This window comes from Planktothrix paucivesiculata PCC 9631 (assembly GCF_900009265.2).
Classification (GTDB): domain Bacteria; phylum Cyanobacteriota; class Cyanobacteriia; order Cyanobacteriales; family Microcoleaceae; genus Planktothrix; species Planktothrix paucivesiculata.
On record NZ_LR735010.1, the window covers coordinates 1 to 12,520 of the forward strand.

A 12,520-nucleotide genomic window follows, 5' to 3' on the forward strand; every position below is an offset into this window, starting at 1 on the left:
AGATAGGACTTACGCAGGTCGCCCGAGAAACCGGGTTTTTTAGATAATATGTGGGTCACAACGAAGTATTTTCGGAAAAACCCCCGGTTTCTTTGGTTGGGTGCGTAAGTCCGCAGAGATCAAAGCATTAAGAGTTATATCGTTTCTGAACCGGGTTTTTTGACAAATGATAGGCTCAAACCAGAGCCACATAAGATTAGAAAGTTATGTCGCATCTCCATTATTCCACAGCATCGGAATTAGAAAACCAGATTCTACGGGCTGCGCGGGGGTTATTTGCCCAGAAAGGCTATGAGAGTACCACCACCCGCGATTTAGCGACGGCGGCCGGAGTCGCAGAAGCCACTTTGTTTCGACATTTTGCCAATAAAAAAGCGATTTTAATTGCCATTGTGATTGAGGGATGGGTGGAAATTTTAACGGATTTATTAACAGAATTAAGTGAGATTAGTAACTATAAAGCCGTGTCACAATTGTTACATCGACGCCTGATCAATCTCCATGATAATGCGGATATGATGCGAATTTGTTTTTTAGAAGCTCAAGTTCATCCTGAATTACGCGATCGCATTCAATCAGAAATTATTAATAAAATGATCGATGTCACCGAGGCTTTTTTTGAAACAGCGATCCAAAAAGGGGTTTATCGTCCCATGAATCCTAAAATTATTGCCCAAGTTTTTTTAGGGATGTTTGCCATTGCTGGATTTAGTTATAATACCATTCTTGAACCCAATGCTTCCCCCCAAGCGATGAAAGAAATGGCAGAAGGATTAGCCGATATTTTCTTGAATGGAGTGTTAGTAAAAGACTAAAAAACTCCTATAAAAATCTAGCCTGTTGCACCCATTGTTGAATTTGATCAACGGACGGACATAAATCTCGACGCTGTAAATTAACTACATAAAAACGTAGGATTTGTTGATGTAAACGATGGACGGATAACTGAGTTAAATGGTGGACTGAGCTAACTCCCGCATGGAGCAAAAGTCCACAATATTCACAACCCACCCCAGGAATCCTCGCTAAGTCCGCCATGGCAATCCATTTGTTAATATCTCTAATATTAATCTGGAGCAGATTTGCCAAAATCATTTTTTCGGCAGGAGTTTTGCCTTTTTTTAACAGTTGACGGGTGGTTTTAATGCCATAATTGTCTAATCGGGTTTGATTATCCGAATTCAAGCCCGGTAGTTGAGAAATCGGCCAATCAACCGCTTGAATAGAGTGATGATCGTTGGGTTTAAAAGATGCCATCGTCTTGATTCCCTGGGTTTGAGGTTGAGGCGGTCTAGTCCTCCTCAATTTGTGCCGTTTGATTCTAACTTATTTTAACCTAGAATTCCGGGTCGGATATTCACGACTTAAACCCTACAATCGTTTAAATTAAATTAAAATTACCTAGATTTAGATTTAATTATGTTATTTAATTCTTCTCAATTACTGATTGATACCCTCCGCCATCGCCGCCAAAAACTCAGCTATTTAATTGATTTTCCGGCAATTTTATGGTCTGGTTGTGTCAGTTCTCGCAATTTTCCTGCTAATATTTATCCCTTTCGTGCTAGTAGTCATTTTCTTTATTTTGCCGGATTTCCCTTAGAAAATGCAGCCATTCGTTTATCCGAAGGTCGCTTAGAATTATTTATGGATGATGCCCCCCCAGGGAGTGCCCTTTGGCACGGCGAAATTCCCCACAGAAATCAAATTGCAGAACTTATGGGTGCGGATTTTTCCTATCCCTTATCAGAATTATCTCATCATCTTGAAGATGCCGCGACTATTGTGGTACAAAATCCCCTAACCGCCAACGAACAACGTCAATTATTAAACTGTCCTTTACGATCAGCAAAAGAGCCCGAAGGCATTGATTTAGAATTAACACAGGCAATTATTTATTTGCGTTTAACCCATGATGAACTAGGGTTACAGGAGTTGCGTCAAGCCGCAGAAGTTAGCATTCAAGCCCATAAAAAGGGGATGAAAGTAACAAAAACAGCCCAATTAGAAGCAGAGATTCGCGGGGCCATGGAAGGGGTAATTATTAGTCATAATATGACCTGTTCCTATAATAGTATTGTCACGGTACAAGGAGAAGTTTTACATAATCAACACTATCATCATCCTTTACAACCAGGGGATTTACTATTAGCAGATGTGGGGGCAGAAACACCGATGGGATGGGCGGCGGATATTACCCGAACTTGGCCGGTTTCGGGAAAATTTTCTCCTACTCAACGGGATATTTACCAAGTAGTTTTAAAGGCTCATGATACCTGTATTAATTCGATCAAACCGGGAATAGAATATCAAGAAATCCATCAAATTGCAGCCATAATAATTGCCCAAGGATTAGGAGATTTAGGAATATTAAAAGGAAATCCAGAGGATTTAGTAGAACAGGATGCCCACGCTTTATTTTTTCCCCACGGAATCGGGCATTTATTAGGGTTAGATGTGCATGATATGGAAGATTTAGGGGATTTAGCTGGATATGAACCCGGACGGGTCAGAAGTCAACGGTTTGGCTGGTGTTTTCTGCGTTTAAATCGTCCCTTAAAACCCAGAATGTTAGTGACTATCGAACCTGGTTTTTATCAAGTTCCGGCTATTTTAAATGATCCTAAAAATCGAGAAACCTATCAAAAAATAGTCAACTGGGAACGTTTAGAACAGTTTGCTGATGTTCGAGGAATTAGAATAGAAGATGATGTGTTAGTCACGGAAACAGGAACAGAAGTTTTAACCCAAAGTTTACCCACATCCATTGAGGATATAGAAGCCTTAGTTAACAATTAATACCGTAAATTTATGCTGAGTCAACAACGAATTAAACGGTTTATGATCTTTTTCCTGGGAACCCTGATTGTTATGGGGTTAACGGTAGCGGGTTATGCTTTTACCACCCTATTTTTATCTAATAGTTCGACCACAGAATCCTCAATCAGTTTGGCTAAATGTGGCAGTCCCCAGGGGGGAGAAACCGATAATGCGATCGCCACTTTCTATGGAAATAATACCTATTCTTGGGCTAATAAAATTCCGTGGAATTGTGTTTACAATATCAAAGATTTCTCCGGTTCAAATTTAGTAGAACAGTTTAATGCTGCCAGGGATGCAGCCTTTAATCAGGGCGGTGGAGTCGTTTATTTTCCATCGGGAACCTATAATTTTAATGATAGCATAAAACTGAAATCTGGTGTTGTGATTCGGGGGGAAACTCCGGCAATAAAATCGGCAAAAGCTAATAATTATCATCCCCCTGCTAAATTAGTTTTCCCTAAATATGAACCCCAACTTTCAGGAGAGGGAACCCCGAATGAAACCGCTTTTAAAAGTATTCAAACCCTGACACCGGATCAAGATAGTAATATGGGGATTATCAACCTTGATATTAACCGGGCTGCAATTAATATTGTGGGAAATATAGATACCCAGAAAAATAGTAATATTATCATTTTTGGAGTTCGGAGTAATAACGTTGCTAAACCCGATCCTCAAGTCCCTAAACTGGAATTTCAGAACCCTTGGCAACGCTATAGTCATCGATTTGCGTCTAATATTGAACTCACGGGTTATGAAAATATTTTAGTGGCAAACAATCGAATTAATGATAATATTACCGATAATTATGAACAACCGGGATATAAGTTACAGTCCCGAGATAAAAAGACTATTTTAACCTATCAAGACGGCGGTAAAGTTCCGTTTCATTATGGAAATCATTATGGAATTGTTGTTAACCGAGGGGGCAAAAAAGGCGGGTTTAAATTAGCTGGAACTCCGACTACTGAGCCCGGACTTTTTAGAACAGGAATTGTAATTAGAGATAATTGGGTTTACCATACAATGCGAGTTGCTATTCATGCGGCTGGAGACGGTTTAATCATTCAAAATAATGAAATTCAAGACCAACCGAATAAACAATGGTGGACAGACCCCACCGGGACACGGGAAGCAACGGGGGCAGTTACCTTAGAAAATCGGGCAATTGACTTTTCAGGATGGAATGGTTTAGTTGAGGGGAATAACTATCAAGTTTATCGACACAAAATTGGGGATACTCAGTATTTAAGTGTGGATGGAGAAGGGATTTTAATGCAAGAATGTTGTGGCGGAACAACGGTTAAAAATGTTAAAATCACGAATAATCAAGGGAATGCTTATATTGGACTTTATAAAGTTCAAGAAATTAATTCTGCTACTATTGAAAATAATCAAATTCTCAACTCAGATATTTTTGTGATGGCAGATACGAATAATCAACCCTATAAAATGAATCAGGTTAAAATTATTAATAATCAAGTTTCTGGGAATATTATTGCAAAAGGAAGTTTAGGCGGTCAGGGGAATGAAATCTCAGGAAATAGAGGCAACCAAAGCGGAAAAATAGAGTCTTCTTGTGCAGTTGAAGTTAATAATAACGTGGGATTTAATATCCAACCCTGTTCTAGTTGATAAATCTGAAATTTAATCTCTATAAAGGTTGGGATAGTCTCCCCGGGGGTGGGTTTAGACCCACCTATTTCCGTTAAACTTTGTAAATCCAATGATCGGGATCGGGTGTTTTTCCGGTTTTAATGGCTTCCAATTGTTCTAAAATTGATGGAGCATATTTACGTTCAGAAATCGGGGGTAAAACTAAATCCCGTCCTTGATATCCAATTTTAGAAACCTGGGCAATAGTAGCCGCCGTCCCCATGCCAAAAGCCTCTTGTAAAATCCCTTGATCATGGGCTTCTGCCACTTCTTCTATAGAAATCAACCGTTCTTCTACCTTAATTCCTTGATCTCGGAATAACTTTAACACACTATCCCGAGTAATTCCTTCTAAAATAGTTCCGGTTAATTTAGGCGTAACCACTACATTATCAATCACAAATGCTAAATTCATTGTCCCGCATTCTTCCACATATTTTTTGTGGACACCATCAAGCCAAATCACACTATCATAACCCAAGGCTTTGGCTTCTTGATCAGCTAATAAACTAGCGGCATAATTTCCGGCACATTTTGCCGCCCCGGTTCCCCCTTCACAAGCTCTAATATATTTATCCGTAACGATTAATTTAACAGGTTCAGAATAATAGGCTCCCACCGGACAACTCATAATAATAAAAGTATAGTGAGTTGAAGGTTTTAAACCAATAAATTCATCGGTGGCAAAATACAAAGGACGAATATATAAACTTCCTTCTGATTCAGGAATCCAACCGGAATCTAAACGAATTAATTCCGTTAATCCTTCCATAAAAATTTCTTCAGGAATCGGGGGCATACATAATCGATGAGCCGATTGATTAATCCGTCTAAAATTAGCATCGGGTCGGAAGATTAAAGTTTCGACCGTGGCACTTTTATAGGCTTTCATGCCTTCAAAAACAGCTTGACCATAGTGGAGAACAGCCATGGCTGGAGCCAGGGTTAAATTGCCGTAGGGCATGATTTTCAGATCTTGCCAATTCCCATTATCATAAGTGGCAATAAAAATATGGTCACTGAAGATTCGACCAAAGGGAATATTATGTAAGATTTCCGAAGAAAGACGGGAGTTTTCGGTTTTTTGAATGAGAATTTTTGGAGTTAGTGTTTCCATTATGGCTTAGGTGATCAGGGTTTTATTGTTTTTCATCAGAATAACACGAATAACTGATAACTGATAACTGATAATCGGGATACTTGATAACTGATTAATAAAACTTTCTCCCATTTTTAGAATAAGGATAAAAACAGGAGGAGTTTAGGCAGACCTAGGTTAATTTTGATCGCTTTTGGCAATTATCCAAACCGCGTGAATAATCCCAGGAATAAATCCCAGTAGGGTTAGGAGAATATTTAGCCAAAAGGCTCCCCCAAAACCCACGGTCAAAAAAACGCCCAAGGGGGGCAAAAAAACCGCAGCAATTAAACGAATAATGTTCATATCACATGATTATAACTTCTCTCTCTATTTTAGCAATTTTTTCAATTACAATAGGAAAACCTCTGTAATATCTTAAATTTTATGTCCATGTTGTTCGATATTTTCCCCTTCCAATTCCATTTTGACCCTAAATTCATTGCCGGGGCAACGCTCTGGTCTTTAGCATTATATTGGGGATTTTCTCCGGTGAGTGCATGGGTTACCCATCAATTAAATCGTTGGTTTAATTATGCGGAAAAAATGTTATATACTTCAGAGGCTGAATATGAACGGACTCGCCAAGCTCGAGAATCTCAAAATGCTTTTTATGCGTCTTTATTTAGTATTGTTCCCTTTTTAATTATGGGAGTTTTATGTAATTGGGGAATTGAGATCGGCTTAGATAAAAGTTGGTCAATTAGTGTGGGAATTATTGCTTGTATTAGTGGCGGAATTTATGAGTTAGGACGACAGGATGGCAAAAAAGGAATTAATTCCTAATTATTAATCATGAATTTCACCATTGGGCATAATTGCCCCATGCAAAATTGCTCCAGCCGTGTTCGCACTACTAATTTCTACGCGAGTTAAATAGGTATAACTTAAATTAGCATTTCTTAGATTAGTTCGAGCCACGGAAGCATCAGTTAAATCAGCTTGGGTAAGATTGGCTCCAGTCATATTAGTGCGGGTTAAATCAGCGCGAACTAAATTAGCTCGACTCAAATCCGTATTACTTAAATTAGCATTACTCAGTTGAGCGTCGGGGAGAATGGCATCACACAATTCTACCCCAGGTAATTGGGCATCAATTAAAATCGCCCGTTCTAGTTTAATTTTTTTTAAATTGGCTCCAATTAAGTTGGCTCCCGTGAGATTTGCTTCCGTTAAAAAGGCTGATTGCAAGTTAGCTTGGCTTAAATTAGCTTGAGTCAAAATTGCCCCTTTTAAGACGGTTTCTGTTAAATTAGCACCGCTTAAATTCGCCCGAGTTAAATCGGCCCCGGTTAGATTTACCCCTTGTAAATCCGTTCCCCTTAAATCCGCGCCCCGTAAATTTACACTCTCATAAATTCTGGGTTCATACCGAAGATTTGCTCCTCTTAAACAGGCTCCTCTTAGGTCAGCGCCTTGTAAATTTGCTCCTCTTAAATCCGCTTGAATCAGGTTTGCATCTAATAAAGTTGCCAGGGCTAAATTAGCTTTGCGAAAATCTGCTCCTTGTAAATTTGTGCCATGAAATTCGGCATCATTTAGATTAGCACTGCTCAAATTCGCTTTATTTAAAATCGCCCCATTAAACCTAACTCCTCTAAGATTAGCGCGGGAAAAGTTAGTCCCATTCAAATAGGCTAAAACAAAATTAGATCCTTGCAAATCTGCACCAGTTAAGTTAGCACCAATTAAGTCCGCACGACTCAGTTCAGCACCCCGTAAATTTATCCCTTTAAAATTCTTTTGTCCGGCTCGATACTGTTCGAGTAATGTTTCCTCATCCATGATTAATTATCTATGAGTTCCCGTATAGGTAAATTCTTGAACCCAAGCCATTGACTTACTACTAGGAGTTCGAGCGTAAACTTTCACCTTCTGAATTGATTGAATTTTCAAATCCAGCAATTTTTGATGGACAAATTGACTCATAGAGGCTTGATTTGGCACTTGATCTGACTCTAGTATAATGTGCAAACAACCCTCTTTTGACTTTGCGAGAGTGTTAATTCCTTGGGGTTTGAGAGATTGGCTAATCACCGTGGCGATCGCTTTTGCATGGCCCTGTTTCGCGAGTTCTAACAATTGAGCTTGGCTGAGTCGGGGTTCTAGGTGGTCTGGGTCTTCCCCCCCAGCGACTATTATTGTCTTATTCTGAGATAATCGTTGCTGTTCTTCCACTTCCGATTGATGAATCACCGCCGCCAAATCTCCAACTTTCCCTTGCAGAACATGAATAAACCGTCTTAAAGATTTATATTTAATCTCTAATTGAATTTCCGGCGGATGAGTTTTTAATTGTTCATTCAGAGCTAGTTCCAGATGTTTCAAAATAGTGGTTAATGGCACTAAGGTATCTGCCACACTATATCCCACAATCTGCTCAACTTCTTGCTCTAGGATGAGTTTTTTTCTGAGATCCGCACTCATTTCTGCTGAATCCGTGGGCGGGATATCAATATTACTAAAAGCGGTGGCGGAAGTGAAATCAGAAAAACTACTTTCACTAATTGTAAAATGTTGAGTGTTCGGTAAACCCAACCCTAATTTTGGAGAATTAGGGGTTGATAAATGCACGGTTTCACTTTCATTAATATCAATAGCATGATTGGTTAAAAACTGTTGCTGCAAAATTGAAGATCGGGGAACGGAGGTATTTCCCACCGGGACATTCAACCCCGAATCCCAAGAGGATTTATTTTTGGGTTCATAATAGGGGGTCAGGGCCTCTAAAATCACCGTCACGACTTGAATATTTTCGTCCGTATCTTCTAAATATTCTGCCATCTTATAAAGATGGGATTTGAGCCGCTCTAAGTTAGGAAAGGTTTGTAAAAGTTCGTGAAGTAAATCATCTAAACTTTGATTTTTCAGTTGTGACCAGTCTTCCTCTCTATAGTTAAATTCCCGTTCTAAACTCGAAAAAATCACCAGTTTTGCCCGCAAAGGATTGGTGTGCTGCATGATTTTAAACCGCACATCAAACAAATTCGAGATATGGCGAATCTGATTGACCGGAACACCCTGACTTGAATAGGCTGAAGATAGAGAATTTAACTCCTCTGGACTGATTTTTATGGTTTCCGAAGCAGTAATTGAGAGTTGATTAAGTTCAGAAAGTTCTCTGGGATTAGACTGTACATAGAGTTGACTAATTTGATTTTCAATCGTATTTAAAACCAAATTATATTCATTTTTTTTATTCAGACGAGATAAAATATTATTGAGAATAATTTTAAGCGGTTCAATTTGAGGATGTTTTTGACAAATATTTTGGAGTAAAATAGTCAAATTGATGCTATCTAGGATATGGGAATCATTCTCCCATTTTCCACTATAAGCACATAACAGAACTTTCTTAATCCGAGTGATATTCGGATCGGTTTCTAAATTTTGAGCAATCTCATTTAGGCGGGATACGGTCGGCATTTGGGTCTCCAATACAGAAAGTCAACACTTTGGGAAGTGACTTAGGGGTATTCGGCACGAGGGTCTTGGAAATAACGGAATACATCCGGTTAAAGGACTATTCAAAATAAAATGCAAAATCCCTGATGATCCGCTCAAACATATCTTAATTCTAAAAACTAAAATCTATATTTTAGTTTGACCATTCTTGATTCTCCCATCTTAGAATACAATTTTAATCCGTAGCAGCCTAATATATTATTTTACGCTATTTTTTATATAGCTTGAGGATTTTTTGTGACTCCCCTAACCCGGAATTCATACGGATGCAAAGTTTTGATGTGATTGTGATTGGTAGTGGAATCGGTGGCCTAGTTGCGGGCGGGCTATTGGCTCATTCTGGCAAACAAGTGCTCATTTTAGAAAGTCACAGCCTACCCGGTGGGGCTGCCCAGGGTTTTTCCCGTCGGGGGTTTCATTTTGACTCGGGGCCATCCTTTTATTGTGGGCTGAGTGATTCCCAGGGTTTAAACCCTTTGCGGCAAGTTCTAACAAGGCTGGGAGAGTCCCTGGAAACGGTGGTTTATGACCCCCTAGGACACTATCATTTTCCCGATGGTCGTTTAGCGGTTTATGGGGGTAGCGAAGATTACCAGAGGGCGATCGCCGAATTTTCACCCCTAGGAGCACGGGAATTTGCTAAGTTTGAACAACGGCTATTGAAGGTCTATCAAGGATTAAAAGAAATTCCCGCTATTGAGTTACGGGCAGACTGGAAAGTAATTTTTAAATTAATCACTAATTATGGCTTTTCTGTATTAAAATTGCTACCATTGTTGGGGGATATTTCGAGTTCTGTCGGTCAAATTGTTGATCAAACTGTTCGAGATCCTTGGGTGAGAAGATTAATAGATTTAGAATGTTTTTTATTATCAGGATTAAAAGCGGAAGCAACGATCACTCCAGAAGTGGCTTTTATGTTCGGAGAACGGATTAATTCTGTGATTGAATATCCCATCGGTGGGAGTCAAGCAATTGTTCAAGCTCTGGTTAGAGGATTAACTAAATTTGGGGGCAAGATTCAGTTAGGAACCCACGTTAATCAAATTTTAGTTAAATCAGGAAAAGTCTATGGCGTTCAAACTCGAAAAGGAGAACAATTTCACGCCCCGATTGTAATTTCTAATGCCACGATTTGGGATACCTATACCCATTTATTAGATCAAAATGATTTACCAGCAACCTATCGAAATACCTGTTTACAGACACCAGCCCTTGATAGTTTCATGCACCTACATCTAGGGATAAAATCGGAAGGATTAGAGGGGTTAACGGGGCATCATGTTGTGGTACATGACAATAATATTGATATTACAATTCCGGGCAATACCTGTATGATTTCGATTCCTTCAGTTTGGGATCAAAACTTAGCTCCAACCGGATATCATGGGATTCATGCTTATACTTTAGAACCTTTTGCGGGATGGTCAAAAGATGAGTTTTATCCTCAAAATAAACGCCAAAAAGCCGAACCTCTCTATCGAGCTTTAGAAAAAATTATTCCCGATTTGCGTCAACGGATTACCCTAGAATTAATTGGAACTCCCCTCACCCATGCTCGATTTTTACGCAGGTATCAAGGGACTTATGGCCCCGCTATTCAAGCAGGAAAAGGCAGATTTCCCGGGCCGTTCACCCCAATTCAAGGCTTATATTTAGTCGGAGATAGTACCCAACCTGGAATCGGAGTTCCGGCGGTTGCCGCTTCGGGAATTCTTTGTGCTAATTGTTTATAGATTCGTTTTCTTCAAATAGTTTGAGTTGAATATAAACTAAAACTAAGGCGATCGCTAATAAAATACTAGCTGCGGCTGCGGCATAACCAAAATCAAATTGAGAAAAGGCTTGTTCATAAATATAATAGACTAAAACATTGGTTGAATTTAAAGGGCCGCCCCCGGTAATTACATAAACCTGTTCAAAGCTTTTTAAGGTGAAAATTGCCGTGGTTACTGTTACAAAAACCATCGTCGGTTGTAACCCGGGTAAGGTAATATATAAAAATTGCTGCCAAGGATTAGCTCCATCTAATTGAGCCGCCTCATATCGACTTTGGGGGATGGTTTGTAACCCAGCTAAAAACACCACTAAATTAAAGCCTAATTGTTTCCAAATACTCAGTAAAATTAACACTGGCATAGCCCAGGTGGTACTACTTAACCAAGGAATCGGATCAAATCCTAATTGGGTTAGAAGGTGATTAACCGGCCCCTGGGTTTGAAATAACCAACGCCATCCTAATCCCACCGCTACTAAAGAAGTAATGGAGGGGATAAAATAGGCAGTTCTCAGAATATCTCGCAGGGCAAAAGTCCGATCTAAAAGTACCGCTAAAGCCAAAGGAATGATTAAACTCGGAATCACCGTTGCGATCGTAAAATAGGCGGTATTTAATAAAATTTGCCAAAAATCAGGACTCAGAAATAGACGAAAATAATTATTCAGTCCCACCCCATAAATTCCCGAACGGGTAAAACTTCCTTGGGTGAAACTCAGGTAAAATAAATAGAGAATTGGCCCTAAAATAAATACCCCCATCAGCAATAAAGCCGGGGCAAGAAAAATCCAAGCCATGATCGCATCTTGATCCAAAAGCTGTTTCCGAGAACCGGGTGAAGAAGCCATAACCTGAATCAATTTTGATAAAGTTTCATCAAAGTATTTTACAATGGTTGGGTTAATTTATATCGGGGTCAAACACTCAATGGATAGGAATATGAGCGAAATTGATTCTACCTGTTGTTTAATTTCTCCAGCAATTCCTTCGCCTTTATTCGTGGAGGGATCTCCGGTAAAAATTGGGGTTTTGGCTTCTGGAAGTGGCACAAACTTTGAGGCGATCGCTCAAGCTATAAAAGACCAACAACTCAATGCTAAAATTCAAGTTTTAATTTATAATAATCCCGATGCTAAAGTCATAGAACGAGCGGAAAAGTTCGGCGTTAAAACCATTCTTTTAAATCATCGTCACTATAAAAAACGAGAAGATTTAGATCAAGCTATTGTTCAAACTTTGCAAGAACATGATGTCGATTGGATTGTATTTGCCGGGTGGATGCGGATTGTCACGCAAGTTTTAGTGGATGCTTTTCCTCATAAAATTATTAATTTACATCCGAGTTTATTACCCAGTTTTCCGGGGATTAGGGGGGTAGAACAGGCCTTAGAAGCTCAAGTAAAAATTACAGGCTGTAGCGTTCATTTAGTCGAATTAGAAGTCGATAGCGGCCCGATTTTGATGCAAGCGGCGGTTCCGATTTTACCCGATGATACCCCCGAAACTTTACACGCGCGGATTCAAATTCAAGAGCATAAAATTTTGATTGGGGCAATTTCTTTAGTGAGTCAGTGGCAGAATGGGGGTAATGGGTAATACTTCGACTTCGCTCAGTAACAGGGTAATGGGTAATTACGAATTACGAATTACGAATTACGAAT

At 39.4% G+C, this 12,520-nt stretch carries 12 protein-coding genes; 6 read left to right on the forward strand and 6 right to left on the reverse strand.

Translation table 11 applies throughout. The annotated features are described in order from the left end of the window. Positions 1 to 206: 206 nt before the first annotated feature. Entirely contained in the window at positions 207 to 815 is a 609-nt protein-coding gene (locus tag PL9631_RS09940; protein ID WP_083619685.1) for a TetR/AcrR family transcriptional regulator, read from the forward strand. 7 nt (positions 816 to 822) lie between these two features. Here the strand turns inward: PL9631_RS09940 and PL9631_RS09945 are convergent, their stop codons facing one another. After that, complete coding sequence (locus tag PL9631_RS09945) at positions 823 to 1,257, reverse strand: DUF4332 domain-containing protein (RefSeq protein WP_083619689.1); 435 nt, start codon at positions 1,255 to 1,257, stop codon at positions 823 to 825. Positions 1,258 to 1,416: 159 nt separating this feature from the next. Between PL9631_RS09945 and PL9631_RS09950 the strand changes: the two genes are divergently transcribed. Both PL9631_RS09950 and PL9631_RS09955 read left to right on the forward strand, forming a co-directional pair. Next, positions 1,417 to 2,799 (forward strand): aminopeptidase P family protein, encoded by a 1,383-nt coding sequence (locus PL9631_RS09950; RefSeq protein ID WP_456238469.1) that lies wholly within the window; start codon positions 1,417 to 1,419, stop codon positions 2,797 to 2,799. Between the two features lie 12 nt (positions 2,800 to 2,811). Continuing rightward, the gene (locus tag PL9631_RS09955) at positions 2,812 to 4,458 is read left to right on the forward strand and encodes a glycosyl hydrolase family 28-related protein (protein ID WP_083619696.1); all 1,647 of its coding nucleotides are present in this window, start codon (positions 2,812 to 2,814) and stop codon (positions 4,456 to 4,458) included. 73 nt (positions 4,459 to 4,531) lie between these two features. On the opposite strand, the gene PL9631_RS09960 is transcribed toward PL9631_RS09955, so the two are convergent. Then, complete coding sequence (locus tag PL9631_RS09960) at positions 4,532 to 5,596, reverse strand: branched-chain amino acid aminotransferase (RefSeq protein ID WP_083619699.1); 1,065 nt, start codon at positions 5,594 to 5,596, stop codon at positions 4,532 to 4,534. A gap of 159 nt (positions 5,597 to 5,755) precedes the next feature. Continuing rightward, positions 5,756 to 5,923, reverse strand: coding sequence for a YqaE/Pmp3 family membrane protein (locus tag PL9631_RS09965; RefSeq protein ID WP_083619702.1), 168 nt, complete (start codon positions 5,921 to 5,923; stop codon positions 5,756 to 5,758). Between the two features lie 87 nt (positions 5,924 to 6,010). Here PL9631_RS09965 and PL9631_RS09970 point away from each other — a divergent pair, with 87 nt between their 5' ends. Further along, positions 6,011 to 6,403: a hypothetical protein gene (locus PL9631_RS09970; RefSeq protein WP_083619705.1), complete on the forward strand. Its 393-nt coding sequence runs from the start codon at positions 6,011 to 6,013 to the stop codon at positions 6,401 to 6,403. Positions 6,404 to 6,406: 3 nt separating this feature from the next. On the opposite strand, the gene PL9631_RS09975 is transcribed toward PL9631_RS09970, so the two are convergent. Next, a complete protein-coding gene (locus PL9631_RS09975; protein WP_083619708.1) occupies positions 6,407 to 7,402 on the reverse strand; it encodes a pentapeptide repeat-containing protein in 996 nt (331 codons plus the stop codon). A gap of 6 nt (positions 7,403 to 7,408) precedes the next feature. Further along, entirely contained in the window at positions 7,409 to 9,043 is a 1,635-nt protein-coding gene (locus PL9631_RS09980; RefSeq protein WP_083619711.1) for a hypothetical protein, read from the reverse strand. 305 nt (positions 9,044 to 9,348) lie between these two features. On the opposite strand from PL9631_RS09980, the gene PL9631_RS09985 reads away from it, so the two are divergent. Further along, positions 9,349 to 10,818 (forward strand): phytoene desaturase family protein, encoded by a 1,470-nt coding sequence (locus PL9631_RS09985; RefSeq protein WP_083619714.1) that lies wholly within the window; start codon positions 9,349 to 9,351, stop codon positions 10,816 to 10,818. Here the strand turns inward: PL9631_RS09985 and PL9631_RS09990 are convergent. Continuing rightward, on the reverse strand, positions 10,805 to 11,707 hold the full coding sequence (locus tag PL9631_RS09990) for a carbohydrate ABC transporter permease (RefSeq protein WP_083619717.1): 903 nt from the start codon (positions 11,705 to 11,707) through the stop codon (positions 10,805 to 10,807). The genes PL9631_RS09985 and PL9631_RS09990 overlap by 14 nt on opposite strands. A gap of 91 nt (positions 11,708 to 11,798) precedes the next feature. Here PL9631_RS09990 and purN point away from each other — a divergent pair, with 91 nt between their 5' ends. Then, positions 11,799 to 12,455 carry a phosphoribosylglycinamide formyltransferase gene (gene purN / locus PL9631_RS09995; protein ID WP_231516699.1) on the forward strand — a complete coding sequence of 219 codons (657 nt, stop codon included), beginning with the start codon at positions 11,799 to 11,801 and terminating at the stop codon, positions 12,453 to 12,455. Positions 12,456 to 12,520 lie beyond the last annotated feature (65 nt).